General features: G+C 53.2%; 20 protein-coding genes. 15 read left to right on the plus strand and 5 right to left on the minus strand.

Features of this window, described 5'->3' with window-relative positions:
- Nucleotides 1-28 precede the first annotated feature (28 nt).
- The gene (locus HMPREF1207_RS16895; protein ID WP_009672262.1) at nucleotides 29-1,387 is read left to right on the plus strand and encodes an ATP-binding protein; all 1,359 of its coding nucleotides are present in this window, start codon (nucleotides 29-31) and stop codon (nucleotides 1,385-1,387) included.
- A 169-nt stretch (nucleotides 1,388-1,556) separates the two neighbouring features.
- On the plus strand, nucleotides 1,557-3,299 hold the full coding sequence (locus HMPREF1207_RS16900; protein WP_009672047.1) for a leucyl aminopeptidase: 1,743 nt from the start codon (nucleotides 1,557-1,559) through the stop codon (nucleotides 3,297-3,299).
- A gap of 269 nt (nucleotides 3,300-3,568) precedes the next feature.
- Here HMPREF1207_RS16900 and HMPREF1207_RS16905 read toward each other — a convergent pair whose 3' ends face one another.
- Nucleotides 3,569-4,168: a general stress protein gene (locus tag HMPREF1207_RS16905; RefSeq protein WP_009672226.1), complete on the minus strand. Its 600-nt coding sequence runs from the start codon at nucleotides 4,166-4,168 to the stop codon at nucleotides 3,569-3,571.
- Between the two features lie 321 nt (nucleotides 4,169-4,489).
- Between HMPREF1207_RS16905 and HMPREF1207_RS16910 the strand changes: the two genes are divergently transcribed.
- From HMPREF1207_RS16910 to HMPREF1207_RS16945, 8 genes are all read left to right on the plus strand, one after another.
- Nucleotides 4,490-4,705 (plus strand): hypothetical protein, encoded by a 216-nt coding sequence (locus tag HMPREF1207_RS16910; RefSeq protein ID WP_009672178.1) that lies wholly within the window; start codon nucleotides 4,490-4,492, stop codon nucleotides 4,703-4,705.
- A 326-nt stretch (nucleotides 4,706-5,031) separates the two neighbouring features.
- The gene (locus HMPREF1207_RS16915) at nucleotides 5,032-6,066 is read left to right on the plus strand and encodes an S-layer homology domain-containing protein (protein WP_009672111.1); all 1,035 of its coding nucleotides are present in this window, start codon (nucleotides 5,032-5,034) and stop codon (nucleotides 6,064-6,066) included.
- 468 nt (nucleotides 6,067-6,534) lie between these two features.
- Nucleotides 6,535-9,120 (plus strand): Ig-like domain-containing protein, encoded by a 2,586-nt coding sequence (locus HMPREF1207_RS16920; protein ID WP_009672076.1) that lies wholly within the window; start codon nucleotides 6,535-6,537, stop codon nucleotides 9,118-9,120.
- 156 nt (nucleotides 9,121-9,276) lie between these two features.
- Nucleotides 9,277-9,483: a hypothetical protein gene (locus HMPREF1207_RS16925; RefSeq protein WP_009672254.1), complete on the plus strand. Its 207-nt coding sequence runs from the start codon at nucleotides 9,277-9,279 to the stop codon at nucleotides 9,481-9,483.
- Nucleotides 9,484-9,518: 35 nt separating this feature from the next.
- Entirely contained in the window at nucleotides 9,519-9,881 is a 363-nt protein-coding gene (locus tag HMPREF1207_RS16930) for a spore coat protein (protein WP_009672158.1), read from the plus strand.
- 19 nt (nucleotides 9,882-9,900) lie between these two features.
- A complete protein-coding gene (locus HMPREF1207_RS16935) occupies nucleotides 9,901-11,037 on the plus strand; it encodes a zinc-dependent alcohol dehydrogenase (RefSeq protein WP_009672237.1) in 1,137 nt (378 codons plus the stop codon).
- 34 nt (nucleotides 11,038-11,071) lie between these two features.
- Nucleotides 11,072-11,275, plus strand: coding sequence for a hypothetical protein (locus tag HMPREF1207_RS16940; protein WP_009672022.1), 204 nt, complete (start codon nucleotides 11,072-11,074; stop codon nucleotides 11,273-11,275).
- 11 nt (nucleotides 11,276-11,286) lie between these two features.
- Nucleotides 11,287-11,583, plus strand: a complete 297-nt coding sequence (locus HMPREF1207_RS16945) for a spore coat protein (protein ID WP_009672088.1) — start codon at nucleotides 11,287-11,289, stop codon at nucleotides 11,581-11,583.
- A 57-nt stretch (nucleotides 11,584-11,640) separates the two neighbouring features.
- On the opposite strand, the gene HMPREF1207_RS16950 is transcribed toward HMPREF1207_RS16945, so the two are convergent.
- Complete coding sequence (locus HMPREF1207_RS16950; RefSeq protein WP_009672272.1) at nucleotides 11,641-12,360, minus strand: SDR family oxidoreductase; 720 nt, start codon at nucleotides 12,358-12,360, stop codon at nucleotides 11,641-11,643.
- 211 nt (nucleotides 12,361-12,571) lie between these two features.
- Here HMPREF1207_RS16950 and HMPREF1207_RS16955 point away from each other — a divergent pair, with 211 nt between their 5' ends.
- A complete protein-coding gene (locus tag HMPREF1207_RS16955; protein ID WP_009672209.1) occupies nucleotides 12,572-12,901 on the plus strand; it encodes a winged helix-turn-helix transcriptional regulator in 330 nt (109 codons plus the stop codon).
- 177 nt (nucleotides 12,902-13,078) lie between these two features.
- On the opposite strand, the gene HMPREF1207_RS16960 is transcribed toward HMPREF1207_RS16955, so the two are convergent.
- A complete protein-coding gene (locus tag HMPREF1207_RS16960) occupies nucleotides 13,079-14,581 on the minus strand; it encodes a sensor domain-containing diguanylate cyclase (RefSeq protein WP_148498302.1) in 1,503 nt (500 codons plus the stop codon).
- Nucleotides 14,582-14,977: 396 nt separating this feature from the next.
- Here HMPREF1207_RS16960 and rpoD point away from each other — a divergent pair, with 396 nt between their 5' ends.
- The 3 genes from rpoD (at nucleotide 14,978) to HMPREF1207_RS16975 (ending at nucleotide 17,576) form a co-directional block, all read left to right on the plus strand.
- Nucleotides 14,978-15,889: an RNA polymerase sigma factor RpoD gene (gene rpoD, locus HMPREF1207_RS16965; RefSeq protein ID WP_196809670.1), complete on the plus strand. Its 912-nt coding sequence runs from the start codon at nucleotides 14,978-14,980 to the stop codon at nucleotides 15,887-15,889.
- 21 nt (nucleotides 15,890-15,910) lie between these two features.
- On the plus strand, nucleotides 15,911-16,150 hold the full coding sequence (locus tag HMPREF1207_RS16970; protein WP_231392109.1) for a hypothetical protein: 240 nt from the start codon (nucleotides 15,911-15,913) through the stop codon (nucleotides 16,148-16,150).
- Between the two features lie 235 nt (nucleotides 16,151-16,385).
- The gene (locus tag HMPREF1207_RS16975; protein ID WP_009672057.1) at nucleotides 16,386-17,576 is read left to right on the plus strand and encodes a DHH family phosphoesterase; all 1,191 of its coding nucleotides are present in this window, start codon (nucleotides 16,386-16,388) and stop codon (nucleotides 17,574-17,576) included.
- Between the two features lie 169 nt (nucleotides 17,577-17,745).
- Here the strand turns inward: HMPREF1207_RS16975 and HMPREF1207_RS16980 are convergent, their stop codons facing one another.
- Together HMPREF1207_RS16980 and HMPREF1207_RS16985 are read right to left on the minus strand one after the other, a co-directional pair.
- The gene (locus HMPREF1207_RS16980) at nucleotides 17,746-19,050 is read right to left on the minus strand and encodes an NtaA/DmoA family FMN-dependent monooxygenase (protein ID WP_016423832.1); all 1,305 of its coding nucleotides are present in this window, start codon (nucleotides 19,048-19,050) and stop codon (nucleotides 17,746-17,748) included.
- A 153-nt stretch (nucleotides 19,051-19,203) separates the two neighbouring features.
- Entirely contained in the window at nucleotides 19,204-20,031 is an 828-nt protein-coding gene (locus tag HMPREF1207_RS16985; RefSeq protein ID WP_009672126.1) for a helix-turn-helix transcriptional regulator, read from the minus strand.
- Nucleotides 20,032-20,363: 332 nt separating this feature from the next.
- Between HMPREF1207_RS16985 and HMPREF1207_RS16990 the strand changes: the two genes are divergently transcribed.
- Nucleotides 20,364-21,155 (plus strand): NAD-dependent epimerase/dehydratase family protein, encoded by a 792-nt coding sequence (locus HMPREF1207_RS16990; RefSeq protein WP_009672182.1) that lies wholly within the window; start codon nucleotides 20,364-20,366, stop codon nucleotides 21,153-21,155.
- Nucleotides 21,156-21,191: the final 36 nt, after the last annotated feature.

The following is a 21,191-nucleotide window of genomic DNA, read 5'->3' on the forward strand; positions in this document are numbered from 1 at the left end:
ACCCCACGCATAATCTAGGAGGAGTCACATGCCGGATATCCGAACGATGTATCTGCAAGTTTTGCAAGTATTGATGCAAAGCGGACCGGAGGAAGCCCGCTCATATTCCAGCACCCTTAAGCCGCTTATCTCCTCTATGCTGCCGGAAGAGGTGACTCTTCTGCATGATAGATGCATGCGGGAGTTAACCGGCCCTGCCAGACCTGAAGATGCTCTGCTGTATTATCAGCAATCGTTCCAAATACTTAATGAAGCGATATCCTTTTGCACGTCTCAATCCGAGCAGTCCGGTAAAGAACCGTCAAGACGCTTTACCGGCAGATTGATGCAGGACTCTTCCTACCAGTCGTCCAACAGCAAGTATGAGAATGTGCTCCAGCATATGGACAGCGGGATAGCGTTATTCGACCAGGAAGGCTTTCTTTCGTTTGCCAACGTAAAGCTCGGCCAATTCCTGGGTCTGCCCCGCAAAAGCATGATCGGACGCACGTTCTACGAGCTGGTCAGGCTGCGGAAGCTTTCGAGGGGCATGCGTAAACTTCTGATCAAGCTTCACCGCGAGATGTTCGTGTACCGGCTGCCCTTTCAGGAAGTTCTGGACGAGAAGGGCCAGCACTTTCTGGTGACGGCCAAGTACGATGAGGAGCTGGACGGGGACATTCTCATTTCCGTCAAGGACGTGACCGACTTCAAGCGGATCGAGCAATCCGTCTATTATAACGACAAGCTGGCCATGCTGGGCAAAATCGCGGCTTCCATCGCTCACGAAATCCGTAATCCGCTTACCTCGATCCGCGGGTTTATTCAGCTTTTGCAGCCTGAACTGCTTCGTCTGGGCAAACAGGATTACGCCGATATTATTTTAAGTGAAATCGACCGCGCCAACGATATCATTTTTGAATTTCTGAATTCGTCCAAGCCTACGGCTCCGGTGAAGCAGAAGATCCAGATCGCCTCGCTTATTAAGGAAGTCGTGCTGTTGTTCGAGAGCGAGGCTTTGTTAAAAGGCTGCGATATCCAGTTAAGCGAATCCGACCCGAATTTATACGTATGGGTGGACGTGAAGCAGATCAAGCAGGTGCTGCTCAACATTGTTAAAAATGCCATAGAAGTGATGTCCGACGGACAGAAAGAGCATGGGCTTATTCGCATCCGGACGATTAAAGTGGATCATCAAGTATGGATTTACATAGAAGACAACGGCAGAGGAATGGATCAGAAAACGCTTTCAAAGCTGTTCGATCCGTTTTTTACGACGAAAGAAGACGGAACCGGCCTGGGGCTTTCCGTTTGCTACCGCATCATCAAAAACCATGGCGGCGTCATTCATGTGGAAAGCGAGGTTGGGGAGGGGACAAGCTTCCGGATTCAGCTCCCTTTAAACTGACGCTACGGTGTATTACAATAGAAAAGAATACCATATGCTCCCCGCTGACGATGTTGCTGATCAACTCGCCGGCCTGAGGGAGTTTTGACTATTTAGAACGGGAATACTGCAAACGCGGACCGAAGGGAAAGACTTGCCGCCAAAGGCATGAGAGGGGCTGAATTCTTAGATGAGAGCGGACTATACAACAAATACGAAAATTTCTGTCACGGAAAGCGGCGGATGGGCCTCGGCGGAGGCGGATGCCCTGCTGTTCTTCACGACTGAGGGGGAAGACCCGGGGAGCCTGCCGGATCTGCCGGCGGAGCTCCGGGCTGAGTTGGACCGGTTGAAGCGGACCGGACGCTTCAAAGGAGGCGCCGGTGAAGTAACCGTGCTTCCGGCATACGGGCGCCTGGCCGCGCCGTACGTGATCGCCGCCGGTCTCGGTGCGGCGCCGGCGGGCCGCGACACGCTGCGGCTTGCCGCGGTACAAGCGGCCCGCGAAGCACAGCGTCTCGGGCTGGGCCGCCTGGCCGTGCTGTTGCCGGAGGGAGCCTTCCCGGCTGAGCCCCCGCGCGGCGGGACGTACGCGGCTCCGCTTGCGGCGCAGGGCGCAGGCGGAGCCGGCGCCGCGGGAGGCGCTTCGGTGAAGTCCGCAAGCGCAAGCGGTGACGGCGTGCAAGCGGAGCCGCAGGGCGAGAGCGGAGCGGATGCACGGACGGCGGCAGAGGCGCGGCCTGCATCACAGAGCGCGAGCGCGGCAGACGCGGAGCCTGCGGGCGCTACTTCTTCCGCCACGACGGTGTTCACCGTGGCGGAAGGGCTGCTGCTCGGCGCGTACCGCATCGCGACGTACGCGCGGGAGGCGAAGCCGCGGCAGGAATTGGCCGCGGCGCAGCTGTTCGTTCAGCGGGACGCGCTGAACGGGGAAGCGCTGCAGGCGGCGGTGGCCGCCGCCGAAGCGTATGCGGTCGCGACGAACTATGCGCGCGACCTGACGAACCTGCCCGGCAATCTGCTGCTTCCTTCCGATCTGGCGGAGGAAGCGGAGAAGCTGGCCGGGCAGTTCGGAATCGCCTGCGAGGTGCTGGATGAGCAGGCGATTGTGGAGCGCGGCATGGGAGCGCTCGCGGCCGTCGGCCTCGGCAGCGCGAACCCGCCGCGCATGATTACGCTGAGCTACGACGGCGATCCGTCGTCGGGTGAGGTGCTGGGGCTTGTCGGCAAAGGCGTCACCTTTGACACCGGCGGCATTTCCATCAAGCCTGCGGGAGGCATGGAAGAGATGATCAGCGACATGGGCGGAGCGGCGGTGCTGCTCGGGCTGCTGATCGTGGTGGGCCGGCTGAAGCCGCGCATCAACCTGCGGATTGTCATACCGGCCGCCGAGAATATGCCGTCCGGAACGGCGATGCGCCCGGGAGATGTTATCACGACCTTAAGCGGGCGCACAGTCGAAGTGCTGAATACGGATGCGGAAGGGCGGCTCATTCTTGCGGACGGCGTCACGTATGCGATTGAGAAAGGGGCGACCCGTCTGATCGATATCGCTACGCTGACAGGCGCGGTTCTCGTCTCTTTCGCCGATGTTGCCACAAGCGCCCAGACGAACGACGATGCTTTCCTCGCTTCCGTTCTGCAAGCCTCGATACAAGCGGGAGAAAAGGTGTGGCAGCTCCCGAATTTTCCGGAATACCGGGAAATGCTGCGCAGCACGGTCGCCGATATCAAAAATGCCGCCGCTCATAAGTGGGCGGGAGCGATTATGGGCGGCTCGTTTATCGAGGCGTTCATCGAAGATAAGCCGTGGATTCATCTGGATACGGGCGGTACGGCGTGGCTTTGGGGAGATCGGGGTGTCGATCCGAAGGGCGGCACCGGCGCCATGGTGCGTACGCTGGCCGAATATATTTGCGGCGCCGGAGTGTAAGCCACTCCCTTCGATACATTCTGCACGGGCGGAACAGACGGCTTGTCCGTCGAAATGGCGAGGTGCACGGTCCGGGTTCGGCAGGTCTTAGATCATACAGCATTCCGCACCGGACAAGCTCAAGGGCTGTAATATGGCCTAGCATGGCGCTGGTCACGTTGGTCAACCCGGTCAGGAAATTTATAAAGAAAAGACCCGGTCCTTATACGAGGACCGGGTCTTTCGGTTTTATTTGAATAGGGAACGTGTCCGATCGGCTTGGCGCGGTCTTACAGACGGCGCGAACGGTCAATGTCATCATTCGGCGCATTGTAAGGCAGACCCGAATTGACATCGTAGGCCGGGGTATCCGTATCGCGGAACACCTGATCGTCGTAAGTGGATGCGTTCAGGGAGCGGTTCGTACGGAAGGTGTCGTAAACGTGAGCGTCGCGTTCGGCATCGGAATCGACGAGGACGAGGATTTTGCCGTCATTGACATAGTTGTCGTACTGCCGGGCTTCATCCTCCGGGATGCCCATGCCTACCAGGCCGCCCACGATACCGCCTGCGCCCGCTCCGACAGCGGCACCCGTCAATGTAGCGGCAATTGGTCCCGCCGCGATGAAGGGGCCGACGCCTGGAATGGCCAGCGCGCCGATTCCGGCCAACAGGCCGGTCACACCGCCGAGAACGCCGCCTGTAGCTGCGCCCGTGGCTACGCCTTCAGGCGCTTTCGTTCCGGTTTCATCTAAAATATCGGCTGAATCTTGTTTATCCTTGGCAATAACGGAGATATCGTCGGCATGGAAACCTTGCTGTTTAAGACCATCGATCGCTTGAATAGCTTCTCTTTCTGTATCGAAAACACCAACAATTTTCTTATCCATTTTGAACTACCTCCTCAAGTTTCGTACAGGATTCTCTCATTTCGCTTAGCTTTCTTCCGGTTACAGCATATCCTTACCCCGCAGGCACCGCCGGTAAACGGGTTTCGGACAACTTACGGACGTTTCCAGATATTAACGGATCCCGCGAATAACCGTGATGAAGCGCGAACAACGTTTCCCTTTAAGGAAGCGATTTTTAAAATGTAAAAACTATTTGACATTCCTGTCCGTTCTTTTATAATGAAGGTATGTAAAATATATTTGACATTTTAAATAAAATCACAAAAGAGCTTTTTCATCATGGACCGGGAGGAAAAGGGTATGAAACTGAACCTGCGTAAAGCGGATGAAATGGAACGATATCAGACGGAGAAGTCGGCGAAGATTGCTTTTATTTTTTATACGGCGGCGCTGCTTGTCTGGGGGCTTTATAATTTTTTCAGCACGGGGAAGACGGGATGGGAGTTTACGATTCTGCTTCTAGGCAATGCGATTTTTCTGTGGTCCCGCGTGGTGTACCGGCGGAAAATGCAGTAAGAGGCTGCCGGCGGAGCCTGAAGAGACGCGCAAGCGCGCAGGCGAGTATGTGAGGACAAGATGGGCCTGAAAAGGTTAAAGGAAGGGGCCGGGTCGATTAATTTGCCTCTGGTCCCGGACATAAAAAGATGACCTTGGGGGGCCATCTTTTTATTGCAGAAAAGAAAGCGATTTCAAAAGCGTATTCGGTCCTAAAGGTTTTTAAGGACACTTGGTTTGTTTAGCGTTCCGTTTAAGAGAGGACTTTGCTGCTTCTATCGCGAAAAATACTGCATACCATGTGGGGATAAAATGCACATCCAAACAATGAGGGGGAGCATAGGAGAATGAAATGGTCTTTTTGGAAAAAAAGCGCACTGGTCGCCGGAACCGCGCTCGTGCTGGTCACGGCTGCGTCGCCCGCAAGCGCTCACTGGCTTTACGAGGATATTGACGGGGTTCCTTGGGCGCAGGAGAGTTTAATCAGCACGTCTCAAATGCGCGTGATTGACGGGGTGTCCGAGAAAACGTTCGATCCGGGTGCGAAGGTAACGGGCATCCAGTTCGTGAAGATGGCCGTGATGGCGAGCGATCCGTCTTACGAACCCGATCTGGGCAGCTATGCAGCCTGGTACGGAGCTTATTTAAATAAAGCGCAAGCGGAGATCGGTCTTGTGGACGAAGCTTTCTCGAAAACGATGCTCGATCCGGCTTCCCGCCTCGAAATCGTGCGTGTGGTGAGCAAGCTGATTCAGCCGGAATGGAGGTTTAAATCGGTTCCGGACGAGGACGCCGTGGCGCTCTGCGTAAAAGAAGGCATCCTGCAGGGGCGTGCCGAAGGTGATCTGGCCTTGGAGGCTCCCGTTACCCGTGCGGAAGCGGCCGTCCTGATCGACCGTGTCATGGAGAAAACGGGCAAGTACGGCAAGCGCTTCGACAAGCCGGTTGTCGGTGTGGAAGGCGGGGCATTTGTCCTGAACGGACTGCATCTGGGGCAGAAGGCGGAGGAAGTTTCCGCTATTCTCGGAACTCCGTTCCTGAAAGGGCAGGATGAACTGGACGGGGATGCTGTGGAAGAGTATAAAAACTTCTATGTCGCTTACTATGAGGGCAAGACATCGAGGATTATGTATAAAGCGGTAGATGAGAAGCTTAAGTCCGGCGATGTCGAGCTTCCGGGCGCGGCCGTTTTCAAAGGCTTCGACACTACTTATTATTACCTGGAGCAGACGGAGGAAATCCTGATGGCGAAGGATCAGTTCATGTACCTGGGCTTCGCGGACGGCAATTTCTATTTCCACGTCGATAACGGCGGCATCCAGCCGTATAACGAGGCGGCGCGCAAGCTGAACGATTTGTTCGAAAAGCACCAAAACCAATAATAACGGAATGCGTCCCTTGTACCTTGGGGTTGAGCGCGGAACGGAAATCTTAAAAGCCCGGGCAAAGTCTCGGGCTTTTTTACGTGCTGCCGGGCAATGCGTTTTTGTGAGCAAGGGGAACCGAACGGGAAAAAGGACGAAAATTTTCTGCACGGATGATTGTTTATGGAGATTGAGGCTAAACATTTTGTTCTCTTTTGTCGATATTAGAAGAGGGTATTCCAACAATTGGGTAAACCGCCAGTCAAGCGTTAATGAAACGCTTAATCGGAAGTTACCGTTTCTGCCGGGCGAACGCCATTGACCTAAAAGGAGGATCACATTTTCCAGGTACCGACAAGGACGTCGAAATTACAGTTCGGGTTCGGCACGAAAAGAAGGTCAGCTTTTTGAACAGTTGCGGAAGGAATGTTTGTCTAAGCAGGTTTCCGCGAAGCTGTCCAACAAGAACAAAGACTAGGAGATGAAATGATGCGGGCAATGAGGATTTTGGCTTTATTCCTTACCTTAACTCTGGTATCGAGCAGCTTCGGCGCAATGAGCGCGATGGCGTTGGAAGTTACCAGCCTGGTGCTGAACAAAAACGAACTTTCGCTGGAGGTAGGCGGCACCGCTTCCCTTACGGCAACCGCGGTCTACGACAGCGGCGCGACCGAGAACGTAACGGTTAAAACCGACTGGACCTCAGGTTCTCCGGAAATCGCATCCGTGTATGCGGGATCGGTTACGGCGAAGAAAGAAGGCAAAGCCGTCATTACGGCCACCCATAAAGGGAAAACGGTTATCGTCAACGTGACGGTAAGCAAGCATGTCCGTTCTCTCATTAAAGACGTACAAACGATTGATTTGCGCAAAGGCAAATCCGAACAAATTAAACTGACGGCCTACTATGACGACGGTACGAACGAAGACGTAACGAAGAAGGCCGAATGGAACATCGACAACGGTTCCGTGGCTACGGTAGTCAACGGTCTCGTCACAGGTCAAAGCTCGGGTACGGCGATCGTATCCGCGAAATATAACAACCAGACCGTTTCCGTACCGGTCAGCATCGAAATCGCGAAGCGGGTAGATCCCGATAAATCGCAGATCTCCATGCTTCTGAAAGACTCGGAAGCGATCACGTTAATCGCGACTTATCCCGACGGTACTTCCGAGGATGTTTCGGACATCGCCGAGTGGGAATCCGACAACCCGAATGTGGCGGATGTCCTGAAAGGCAAAGTTACCGGGTATGGACCGGGTAAAGCTACGATCAAGGCAAGCTACGGCACGAAGTCGGCGTCTATCAAGGTAGACGTGGACAATGCCATCAAGCTGGACTTGGGCAAGGAAACGGTTCTGCTGAAGAAAAACGGCACGGAGCAGCTGAACCTGAAAGCGACTTATGCCGACGGGAGCTCCGATGATATTACGGCTCGCGCGGACTGGACTTCCAGCGACGAGAATATCGTCAGCGTCGTCAAAGGCAAGCTGTTCGCGAATGCTACGGGCGAAGTGACCGTTACGGCCAAGTACGGCACGAAAACCGTTTCGGTCGTCGTAGACGTGGATGTTCCGAAGCGTCTGGAAGCCGAGAAGGAGCCGTTGTTCCTGCAAACCGGCAAAGAGGAGCAGATCGTCCTATGGGCGACCTATGCCGACGATACGAAGGAAGACGTGGCGGATGAAGCCAAATGGACGGTCGACAACGAAGCGGTTGTCAGCGTGACGGACGGCAAAGTGACCGCACGTAAAGCCGGAGAAGCCAACGTAACCGCGACTTACGGCGGCAAAACCGTTACTGTTAAAGTGTCGGTCGATATTCCGAACACGATCAAAGCAAGCGTGAAAACCGTTAACTTCCAAGTAGGGAGCTACGAGAAGGTAACGCTGAACGCGATCTACAGCGACGGCAAGGTGGAAGACGTAACGGAGAAAGCCGACTGGACCTCCAGCGCCGCGGACATCGCGGAAGTACGCAAAGGCGTGATTACCGGCGTAGGTACAGGTGCCGCCACAGTGACGGCTAAGTACGGTACGAGAACGGCTGTCGTTCAAGTGTCCGTAGGTGTATTGAAAACGTTGACCACCGGCAGCAAGACCACCATTTCATTGAAAAAGGCCGGTACTCAGGTGCTGGACCTGACGGCGACATATTCGGACGGCACCAAAGAAGATGTGACGAAAGAAGCGGCCTGGACGAGCTCCAATGAGAAAGCGGCGACCGTAGATGCCGGTCTGGTAACGGGTGTCGCTTCCGGCGAGTCTACCATTACGGCCACTTTCAATAACAAGACGGTTACATTCAAGGTTCAAGTCGATATGGCGGACAAACTGACGGCGAATCCGTCGTTCCTGAATTTCGATCTCGGCGAGAACAAACTGATCACCCTTACGAGCACGGACGGAAGCGGAACGCCGAAAGACGTGACGAAAGAGGCGGAGTGGACCTCCAGCAGCGCGGCAGTCGCGACGGTGGATAACGGTCTCGTGACTCCGGTCTCCCGCGGCAAAACGACGATCACCGCGAAGTACGGCGGCAAGACGGTTACAATTCCGGTCGAAATCGGCGTCGTTTCTACTCTCGAAGTGGACAAGCGTTTCGTGACGACCAAATCCGGATCGAGCGTTCAAATCAAAGTAACGGCGACTCTTTCGGACGGAAGCAAGAAAGACGTTACTTCGAGCGTCCTCTGGAAGTCCAGCAACTACAAAATTGCGGATGTGAGCGCAGGGAAAGTGACGGGCGTCAGCGCGGGAAGCACGACGGTTTCCGCAACGTTCGGCGGCAAGAGCATTTCGATTCCCGTCGATGTGGACAAATTGAAATACTTGCAGACCGACAAAGTTACCGTGGAGCTGAAAGCGGGAGCTACGGCGAACGTGAAGGCTACGGCAACGTTCGAGGATCTGTCCGAGCAGGACGCTACGGTCCAGGCGTTGTGGAAATCTTCCAACATCCGTGTAGCGGATGTGAAAGACGGTATCATCCGGGCAACCGGCAAAGGGAAGGCCACGATTACGGTTACGTATGCGAAGAAATCGACCAAAGTCTACGTGACGGTCAACTAATAGCATGTATACAAAAAGGACCTGCAGCCGCAGGTCCTTTTTTTCATATTATCGCAAGGCTTTTGGGAGGATTTACAAGGGAATCCACTCGTATGAACAACCGGAACGGGGTGAAAATAGCCTTGTTAACAAGCCGGGAAATGAGGTGACTAGCACATGGATCAAAAGCATCTGGCACCGCATGAAACGATGGAAATTCACGAAATGCTAAATTTTAAGACGGTTGCCCTGACTAAATCTAAATTTATGCAAGGGATTGTTTTCGATAGGGATTTGAAAGCGCTGATGGAAAAAGACGTCCAGCAATCCGTCCAGGCCATTCAACAACTGCAGGGGCTTTATGCCAAAGCACCTGTGCAGTAAACCATTTAGCGCGGCTGCGCATGGAGGAGCTTACCATGAATAATGATTATCTGGACCCCGTTAATTCCAGAGGAATGCCAAATCAGGCGGATGCGATGTTTGCGCTCGATTTTCTGCTTACGGTCAAGAACGGGGTAAGAAACTGCGCTTTCGCGTTATCGGAGACGGCCACACCTGAAGTGCGCAAGATGTTGATGGGCCAGCTTGAGCAGGCCATACAGCTTCACGAGGAAATCAGCAAGCTGATGATCGATAAGAAGTGGCTGCATCCGTACAATGTAAGCGAACAATTCCAGTTGGACCTGACTTCCGCACAGATGACCGTACAAATAGCGGGTATGAAATTATTTCCCGAAGATACGGCGCGCCTCGGCTTGTTTGCGGACCTGGAACATTAATGGAGGAGGATATCGGATTATGAAAGCAGTCACCTACCAGGGCATTAAAAATGTTCAGGTCAAAGAAGTGAAAGATCCGCGGATCGAGAAAGCGGACGACATTATCGTCAAACTGACCAGCACGGCCATCTGCGGCTCCGATCTTCATTTGATTCACGGGATGATCCCGAACTTTCCGCAGGATTACATAATCGGCCACGAGCCGATGGGAGTCGTGGAAGAAGTCGGTCCCGAGGTTACGAAGCTGAAAAAAGGCGACAGGGTTATTGTCCCGTTCAACGTGGCGTGCGGATCGTGCTGGTACTGTAATCACGAGCTGGAAAGCCAGTGCGACAATTCCAATCCGCACGGGGACATGGGCGCGTACTTCGGCTATTCGGAGACGGCTGGAGGATATGCTGGCGGACAAGCGGAATACATGCGCGTTCCTTACGGCAACTTTACACCGTTTAAAGTGCCCGAAAGCAGCGAACTTCCAGACGAGAAGCTGGCACCGCTTGCGGACGCCATGTCGACCGCTTACTGGAGTGTGGACAACTCCGGCGTAAAAAGCGGGGACACGGTCATTATCCTGGGATGCGGACCCGTGGGACTGCTTGCCCAGAAGGCCGCCTGGCTCAAGGGCGCCAAGCGGGTTATTGCCGTCGATTATGTGGACTACCGGCTGGAGCATGCGAAACGGACGAATAAAGTAGAAATCGTCAATTTCGAGAAAGAAGAAAACATCGGCAATCACTTGAAAGAGATTACTCAGGGCGGGGCCGACGTGGTGATCGACGCGGTTGGAATGGACGGAAAAATGACGCCCCTGGAATTTCTGGCGACGGGGTTGAAGCTTCAGGGCGGAGCCATGGGCTCGCTTGTAATCGCGACCCAAGCCGTCCGTAAAGGCGGAACGATCCAGATTACCGGCGTATACGGAGCCCGATATAACGGATTTCCTCTCGGCGATATTTTCCAGCGGAACGTCAATCTCCGCACCGGACAGGCGCCGGTCATTCATTATATGCCGTATCTCTATAATCTGATTGAAGAAGGCAAACTGGACCCGTCGGATGTGTTCACCCATATCCTTCCGTTATCGGAAGCGAAGAAGGGGTACGAGGTCTTCGATACGAAGACGGACGGCTGCATTAAAGTTCTTCTGAAACCGTAGTTTTGGGTTTATTTTCCGTCCGGAGGTGAAGACAATGACCCCTACGAAATTGGCTCTGCACGAGACCCTGGATTTGCATGAAATCACCGCCTTCAAAAACGTGTGTCTGACTAAAGCGAAAACCATGCAGGCGCTTGTTTCCGACGATGCCTTGAAATCCATCCTGCAGCAGGATGTCCAGGTATCGAGCCGCCAGCTCCAGGAGCTCGATCAGCTGCTGTCCCGAACATCCCATTAGGAGGCGTACAAGTGAATCCCATACTGGAGTATTTAACGGGCATGCATGTCATGACCGATCAGGTAATTGCACAGGATTTCCTTATTTCCGCAAAGTCCGGCATTCAAAATTACGCGGTGGCGATTACGGAGACATCGACTCCGGAAGTCAAAGCGGTTCTGCACAAACATTTGCGGGAAGCGGTTCACACGCATGAGCGGATTACGAATTACATGATTGAGCAGGGATATTATCATCCCTATGATCCGGTGGAGCAAATAAAGCTGGACCGCCAAAACGTACAGGCGACTTTAAATATTCCTTCCTGACAGGTATAAGAAAAAGACCAGGCTCTCCTCACCGAAGAGCCTGGTCTTTTTTTGCGATCAAGTCAGCAGATGGCCGCCTTCGACATGGAGGACGGTGCCGGTTACGAAGCTGTTGTGGAGCAGATACAGCACGCTCTCGGCCACGTCCCGGGACCGGCCGACCCGCTTGGCCGGCAGTCTGGTGGCCACGGATTCGTAGAAAGCGCTGCGGGCCGCGTCATCCATGCCGGCACGGGAAGGCGTATCAATGATGCCGGGCGAGACGACATTGACCCGCAGCGGAGCCAGCTCCAGGGCAAGCGTCTGGCCGAGCGAAGCGACGGCGGCATTCACGGCACCGAGGCTTGCGGAGCCGGCCATCGGTTTGAAGGCAACGACGCCGGAGAAGAGAGTGATGGAGCCGCCTTCCGCAAGGAGAGGAGCGGCATACTTCGCCGCGTGGTACTGCCCCCAGAATTTGCTGTCAAACAGCTGCCGGGCTTTGGCCGTTTCGGTGGCAAGGAAGGGGCCGGACCAAGTCTGCGCCGCGGTGACGACCAGATGATCCAGGCGCTTGACGTCGCGCGTCATAAATTCCTTGACGGCCTGCTCGTCGGCCATGTCCAGCTCATAGGCCGAAACGGAGGACCCGAGCGTATTCCGGGCTTGTCGGAGCTTGTCCGCCGATCGGCTGGCGATCACAACCTCGGCCCCCTGCTCCAGGGCCAAAGCCGCGGTCTCCAGCCCGATTCCGGAGCTGCCTCCGATAATCACGATTTTTTTTCCTGCGAGTGTCATGTTAAATTTCCTCCTCGATTTGAGTTCGCCATGATGGACCGTTTCTGCCGTAACCAGGATAGGTAGATTGGCAAAGGGCGGCCGGTGATGATTATTCTAAATCCAAAAATTCATTTAGGGAAGTAGTGATATTTAATTCACCTTATTTCCCTAAAGTAACTATTGTGATATAGTTGGTTCCATTCACGCAATAAAAACGGGAGGTCTATCGGTGGAAGAAGTTAAATTAAGCAAGGGCGCCCCCGGTACGAAGTGTCCGATCGAGGCGGCCTTGGGGATAATCGGCAGCAAATGGACCTTTCTTATTATCCGGGATTTGCTGATCGACGGAACGGTGAGATTCGGAGAACTGCTGAAATCTTTGGAGGGCATCAGCCCCAAAACGTTATCCGTTCGTCTGAGGGAGCTGGAAGAGAGCGGAATAGTCGTGAGAACCGTGTATCCCGAAGTGCCGCCCCGCGTGGAATACACGTTAACCGACAAGGGAAAACAGCTGGAGTCCATCTTCATCGAGCTGAAAGTGTGGGGCTTGAAACTGTAGTGGGGCATAGCAAGTGGTTGTTTTACTTTCGGCTAAAAGCTGCCGTCTCTCTGAAGCCAACTAGTCATGGAGGAACCATAGATAGCGTCCTTCTCACTGCCGTACAGCCAACAAAAAAATCCCCGTTCTTAGCCGGTAGGGAAAGCGACGAACCGGGCGAACGGGGATACGTAACGGTTATATCGGATCCGGAGGGGAGCATGTATTATTTTTGTACGAATGCTTCTCGATATACATTTCTTTATCTGCGGCTTCGATAACTTCGGCGGCGGACATGTCCGTGCCGGGCCCGACAGCAAAGAAACCGTGGCTGACCGAAACAGGAAAAGGACTATCCGGCTCCCGGCTAAGAATGAGCAGATCTTCGCGGATGCGGCTCCAGATGAGGTCGGCGGCGTCCGGCCGGGTATGGAACACCAGGACGAATTCATCTCCTCCGTAGCGGAACAGATAATCTTCCGGCTCCAGGTTTCTCTGCAGTACTTCGCACGCCTTGTTAATGAGCGAGTCTCCTTCGGCGTGACCGTAGCGGTCGTTGACTTCCTTCAAATTGTTGATATCGACGAAGCAGACGACCAGCTCGCCGCCCTGCTCTCTGCACTGGACAAGTTCCTGCTGGAGAAGGGCCATCCCATGGCCTCTGTTCAGGACACCGGTCAGGGCGTCGAGGGACGCGTAGCGCGCGAGCTCGGCCTCGGCTTTTTTTAGCTCCGTAATATCCGTAATCCCCGCGAGTACGCACGTTTCGTTGTCGTATATAATGAGCTCATAGTTGATCATGACCCATTTCTGGGAATGAGGCGAGACGGACAGCTGGCAGATACGGTTCTTGATGCTGTCCTTTTGCAGCAGCTCATGGAGGATCTCATCCTTGTCCGCGCTGCTTGGATAAGTAATGGAGGCGTCGGCAGGCGTGCCGCTGTCCAGCGGAATTTGAAAAAAATGCGCGGCTTCGGCGTTCAGCTGCACGACGGTATTGTCCCGGATACGGGACAGGACGAGCGGATAAGGATTCACGGCGAACAGCTTCCGGAAATGAATCTCGTTTTCCCGAAGCTTCCGGGTGTTGATAAAATCTTTTTTTCTCAGGTTATACAAGGTAAGGACGATAAAGCAAGCGATAACCGCCGTCCCCGTCGTATTGATTTGCTTGGTCAGCAGATCGAATTTGTCTTTGTTTGCCATAGAAAGAAGGACTAGGAACACCGGATGGTTAATTAATAGAATAACCAAAAAATTCTTAGGGTGTATGGGAAGGATTATGGCCGCACTCAGCAGAATGATGATATAGGCGTCTACGTTTCCGGTCAGGCTTTGGCTGTTGATCGAAGAGAGCATGCCGATAAATAGGTAGAGGGCCGTGTAGGCAGTTACAAGGAGGGGCGGCCAGATCGTCCGTGAAGCGGCTGTCTGATTCCGGAGCAGACGGTACAGGATGAGGAACAGAACCGAGATCAGCGTACTCAGCAAATGTATGCCGATGGAGCCGTATCTGTAAGCCTCGTCGGGAACGTCCAGGTAAAGGAAAAAATCCGCGTAGAAGTAATAAGGATAGACGGCAATCAGCAGTATGGAAACCAGTTTGATCCGGTGAAACAAATGTCCGTGATGGGACTGGGTGAACAGCAGCGAATCACCGGTCTGTTTGGAGGGAAAGATCAATTCTCGCAAAGTACTCATCCTTTATCTGCTATACAATATGAATCATTTTATCACAAAAAGCGGAAAGGCCGATTCTTTTTTCGGCGGATTTACGAGAAGAAAAAAATAGAAAAACCCTTTTCCACGGAAAGTGAAAAAGGGCTTGAATTTTAAAGAAAGTTGTGATAAAATCACAAGTACTTATTTTTAAGTTAGATATTTAGAATATATCATAATTTCATCTTGGTGTCAATACTCATAATTATAGCGGTTGCAGTTGCGGTCATTACCCGGGGCTTTGGCGGGTGCAGACGAAGAGAACGACAATGCACTGGACGTGATTCCGGTTTCGGGAAGCAGGGGGCTGAGCATATGACAAAAGATCAACAAACAGGAACAGAGGCAGGACAATTCCAACCGGTACTAGATCCGTTTATGAAACCGGGGAAAGACGACTCCCGGGAGGCGGAGCAGGGCGGGCAGCAGGATGACCTATCTTTGCCGCATGGCATCCGCATGGATGATCCCGTACGTATGTACCTGAAAGAAATCGGACGTGTAGGGCTTCTTTCGGCTGAGGAGGAAGTCAATATCGCCAAACGGATCGAGCAGGGCGACGAGGAAGCGAAGCGTATTCTGGCGGAAGCGAATCTGCGTCTGGTCGTCAGCATCGCCAGAAGATACGCGGGCCGCGGCATGCTGTTCCTTGATCTGATCCAGGAAGGCAATATGGGACTGATGAAGGCCGTCGAGAAGTTCGACTATACCAAAGGATATAAATTCAGTACTTATGCGACCTGGTGGATCCGTCAGGCCATCACCCGCTCCATCGCCGACCAGGCGCGCACGATCCGTATTCCCGTTCATATGGTGGAAACGATCAACAAGCTGAGCCGCGTATCGCGCGAACTCCTTCAGGATCTCGGACGGGAGCCCGCTCCCGAGGAAATCGCCAAAGAGATGGAGCTCAGCGTAGAGAAAGTCCGCGAGATTATGAAGATCGCCCAGGAGCCGGTGTCGCTTGAAACCCCTGTCGGCGAAGAAAGCGACACGAACCTGGGAGATTTCATCGAGGACCAGGACGCGATGGCTCCGGCCGACGCCGCCGCGTTCGAGCTGCTGAAGGTGCAGCTGGAGGACGTGCTCGACACGCTGAGCGAGCGGGAGGAGAACGTGCTGCGCCTGCGCTTCGGGCTCGACGACGGGCGTACCCGCACGCTGGAAGAGGTCGGCCAGGTATTCGGCGTCACCCGCGAAAGAATCCGCCAGATCGAGGCGAAGGCTCTGCGTAAGCTTAGACACCCGAGCCGCAGCAAACGGTTGAAGGATTTTCTGGACGAATCATAAGAGCAGGGGGAGATGAAAGGCATGACTGCAGGGTTTGTCATCCGCTGTCTGAACTGCGGAGAAGAACATAAAGTGGTGCCCGGCCAGCGTGCTTACCGGGACGAGCGCATCGTGTTCGGCACGGACAATTACGGCGCCGATCAGATTTCCTGCGAATGCGGGAACGCTCTGGAGGAGCACAGCGAATACAAGGGCGAAGCGTTTCACAGCGAGTTCGTCGTGAAATGGCGGGATTTATCCGGCAAGGAACCGGTCAACTGACCGGGTAACATCCGATTGCACGTTCAACAATGGCATTGAATAGAGCCGTTCCGGCAGGGCACTTTCCCGGTCCAGGTACTCGCGCGAGGCGCGGTATCTCACCGGCGGAAGTGCCTTTTGTTGTTGAAGCGAAAGAAAGAGGGTTGCATAGTCCGGCCGTTCTGTGGAAAAATTAGCAGGGATTAAAGCCCGCCCGGCGAAGGACGGGAAATTAACGGCAAGGAGGCGGAGTCCGATGATTCATTTGTATACACATAACGACCTGGACGGAGTGGGCTGCGGCATTCTCGCCAAATGCGCGTTCGGTGAAGAAGCGGAGGTCCGGTACAACTCCGTGGAAGGACTGAACGTCCAGGTCCAGAAGTTTCTGGAACTTGCCCGGCAGGGAAAGGTCAAGCACGAGTACCTCTACATTACAGACTTGTCCGTTAACGAACAGAACGAGCAGGAGCTGAACGAATACGCGCAATCCGGCGGCAAAATCAGCATGATCGACCACCATAAGACGGCGCTGCACTTCAATGCGTATCCATGGGCGGCGGTTACCGTGGCGTATCCCGATGGGAGGCTCGCTTCCGCGACGTCCCTGTTCTACGAGCACCTGATGCGGAACGGGTTTTTGAAAGCGACTCCTGCGCTGGATGAATTCGTCGAGCTGGTCCGCCAGTACGACACTTGGGAATGGGAGGCGAACGGCAACGCGCAGGCCAAGCGGCTGAACGATCTGTTCTACCTCGTGTCCATTGACGAATTCGAGGAGAAAATGGTGCCCCGACTCCTGGGAAGCGAACCGTTCGCTTTCGATGATTTCGAAGAAAAAATTCTGGATATGGAAGAGAGTAAAATCGAGCGCTATATCCGGAGAAAACGCCGAGAAATCGTCCAGACCTTCATTCACGATTACTGCGTAGGCATTGTCCACGCGGAATCGTATCATTCCGAACTGGGCAACGAGCTGGGCAAGGAGTACCCGCATCTGGACTACATCGCGATTCTGAATATGGGCGGCAAGCGCGTCAGCTTCCGGACCATCCACGATCACGTGGATGTTTCCCAGGTGGCCGGACGCTACGGCGGCGGCGGTCATGCGAAGGCTTCCGGCTGCTCGCTGACCGACGAGGTTTACCCGGCCTATGTGGCCGAGCCGTTCTCCGTCGAGCCGATCCGCACGGACGCTTTCCGCAACTACTACAACGTGAAAAACAGCAGCTTCGGAACGCTGTATGAAGGGCGCAGCGACACGCGCTTCTTCCTCTATCCCTTCGACGGAAAGTGGAAGATGGAGAGTAACGGCGAAGAAGTCGACGCTTCGTACGAAACGTACGAGGAAGCCGAGCGTTTTATTAAACGGCATTATGCCGCGTGGCTGGTCCGGGATGAAGTGTTCGTGAAATTTCTGATGAGGCATTTCAGAAAAGAAACTTGAGCCGTGCGGCCGGGCAGAAGGCTGCTGAAGACGACAAAGTGCATACCCCGCGGTATGCACTTTGTCAAATTTATGGGGATAACATCGGCTTCCTATTTAAACAAACGGGACAGTCCCTCCAAGCTTTAGGCTTATAAGGGCTGTCCTATGTTTTAATCAGTATGGGATGTTAAATACCCAAATGTGCCCTCAGAGTCGAGCCTGCATATTCGCTTCTGAACAAGCCTCTTTCAACCAACTGCGGCATAAGTTTTTCAAAAAATAGTTCCATAGATTGTTCTGAACCGCCCGGAAGAGCTATAAATCCGTCAATCGCTCCAGCCTCAAACCGCTCCCTAATATCGTTCAACACGTCCTCAACCGTTCCAACGGAAACCCAGTGAGCGGATCCGACGACCTCCGGCCTTGCCAGCACTTCTTCCACTGTAGGCTGATGGTTTGTAATATACCGGCGCAACAGCTCGGCATGTGTCCGGCTGCGGACTGGCTGATCCGGATCGGGAAGCATAGCGGCAGTTACGCGATGATCCAAAGCAAAGCCGCTTAAATCAAGGCCAAGCACGGATTTGAGCGATACATGTCTGCGCTCCGTACTCAAATGTGCGTGTGCGGCCTTATGTAATTCATGCGCCTCCTCGCGAGTTTCAGCCAAGAAAAAATATAATCCGGGCAAAACTCTGATGGCGTCCGGATTGCGTCCATGCTCCTGGGCTCTTCTTCTCAAATCATTTCGCAATTCCACTCCGGACTCAAGATCCGGCATCGCCGCAAAAATAGCATCCGCTACGGAAGAGGCGAAGTTTCGTCCTATATCTGACGCGCCTGCTTGAAATAAAGGAATGGATCCCGATTTATGGGCAGGCAAAGTAAGCGGTCCCCGGACACTGAAAAACTCACCCGAATGATGAATGGAGGAAATTTTGTCCTTATCGGAAAATAGGCCTGACTCGCGGTCCATCACAATTGCTTCATGCGGAAAACTTTCCCAGAGCTTTCGTACGACATCCGTAAATTCCATGGCTTTCGCATATCTTTCTTGCGGTGAAGGCATGGGTGAATCACCGAAATTTTCTGCGCCTTCAATCGAAGTCACGATATTCCAGCCGGCGCGACCGTTGCTGAGCCAGTGCAGCGACTGAAGCTGCCGTGCGACAACATACGGCGGATTGAAAGTGGTGGAAACCGTTGTAACCAATCCAATCCGCTTGGTTTCACGAGCAATCGCCGCAAACATCATGGTAGGGTCGGGGCTGCCGAAATTAGCGGAATCGCCCAGCATCTGCGGGCTAACATAAAGATAATCCGCTTTGAAAAGGAAGTCGAGCTTTGCCTTCTCCGCCATCTTTGCCAAATCAATATAGTAGTCAATGGAATCCATTTTTTCCACACCGCTGTCTGGACGCCTCCAGCCGTCTCCTTTCATCCAAGTCGCAGATAAGGACAATCCAATACATAATTGTCTGTTAGTGGTCAATTCTATCAACCTTTCTATATCATAAAAATAGTTTCGCAATAGTAATAATGATTCTCATTATCAATGTATAGTGTAGCAAGGACTACAGAAAATGCAAATACACAAATCGCGAATGCTATATGTATGATTATCTAATTCAGGCTTGCCGTGCGGTTATTTATGATTCTCTATTTTATGTGTGTATGCGGAGGGAGACACACCGAATTTCTTTTTAAATACTCTGCTGAAATAGAGCTGATTGGCATAACCGACACTGACGGCAATATCGCGGATGGGAAAATGGCCTGCTTTAAGCAATTCACTCGCTCTTTCCATACGATAATGAATGACATAATCGATGGGACGCAGCCCCGTATATTTGTGAAAGAAGTAGGAGAAGCGTTTGGGACTCATTGCATGCAGCTCAGCTAACTCGCTGAGTGTCAACGGATTCATATAATGCCCGTTAATGTATGCAACGGCCTCCTCTATCACTCTTTTATTTGGAAAATGGCCGTTCTCCCGATACCTGCAACCTACCAGAACTTGATGCACGATGCTTAAGAATAATTCCTTGACGCGAAGTTTTCCTATCCCTCCAAGGGTATGGACATTCTGATGGAGCATGATCAGTAACTGTATCACTCTCGGATTTACTCCAGGTTCAAGCTTGAAATGAGAGCCGCATTCATGACCTCTATTTCCATCACCTAATTTGTCCAATCGATAAAAAAGTAAAGAGTACTCGAGCTCTGATTGTCCTATAACTCGGGAGTCCAGCCGCATGCCTGGAGCCGCATGGAATACCGATCCCGGAAGTAATTCGTAGGCCGTTCCGTTCACACACATTTTAGCTTCTCCGCGAATGATAAAAAGAAATCCGTGGCTTACGGTCCTAAAGTCGCTCAATATACTTTCCGGCTGGATGACTAAACGGTAGGCACTTTCTATATCGCAGGAACAGCTGGCATATATCTCGGCTAATTTATCCAAATCTATCATTGTGCTACACCTGCTTCCTATCTGGTCTATTGGCTTTCCTAAAGGTTCATGTCATTTATAATTTATCCCATTTTACAAAATAAAAGAACAGCTTCCCGGAGGAAGGGGACCGCTGCCGCAAAGGATGTATACGATTAATTCAGCTATTTGAATCGGCTGTCTCTCCTGTTCGAATGAAATCTGTTGTGCCGTTAAAGGTGAACGGCCTTAAGGAGATTACGGTGCGGGCATCGGGGGTAAGGTGTACACATAACGGGCGGGAAAACTTCCGTGAATGGCGCTTTCCGCCGAGGGAGCCGCCCCGTAAACGTTTTTCGGAAGGGGAGAGGGCAGTGAGAAGGAAAATTCTCATCACGGGAGCGTCGGGAAGAATCGGCAGCGCGCTGCTGGACGGGCTGGGGAGCCTGGACCGTTACGACATCACGGCGGCCGATCTGGAAGCCGATGAGGAGGCCGGAGTCGTCCGGTTGGATGTGACGGATGCGGACCGGTTGGAGGAACTGACGAAAGGCGTGGATACGATTCTGCACATTGCCTGGGCTAAGGACGACGAGGATTTCTTGGGGAAAGTGCTGCCGATCAACGTGGCGGGCGCTTACCGGGTTTATGAAGCCGCCCGCAAGAACGGAGTGAAGCGGGTCATTTTCGCCAGCTCCAATCATGCGACGGGGTTTTACAAGGTCGGGGAGGACGTGGAGGTTACGGACCCTTACCGGCCGGATAGCTTTTACGGACTCAGCAAGTGTACTATCGAACTGCTCGGGCGCTTGTATGCGGATAAGTACGGGATTTCTTCCTTCAATATGCGGATCGGCAATTTTCCCGGCGATGACCGTCCTCATTCCGAACGTTCGGCTCACATCTGGATTTCGTCCCGGGACATGGTGCAGCTTGCCGAGCGCTGCATAGAAGCGGACGCGTCGATGAAGTACCTCGTCCTCTACGGAACGTCGGCGAATACAGGCAATTATTACGATATCGGCTATTTAAAAGAACTGATCGGCTATGCTCCGCAGGACGATTCCGCCGTTCTGATGGAGGAAGCCCGGCAGCGGCGCGAGAACATCAAGGAAGACGAAACTCCGTATCAGGGGGGAAGCTTCGTGGATAAGAAGCCTTCCTAGGAATCTCGCGGGAGTTATACGTTTACGTGTAACTTC

Source organism: Paenibacillus sp. HGH0039, from assembly GCF_000411255.1.
In the GTDB taxonomy this organism is placed as follows: domain Bacteria; phylum Bacillota; class Bacilli; order Paenibacillales; family NBRC-103111; genus Paenibacillus_F.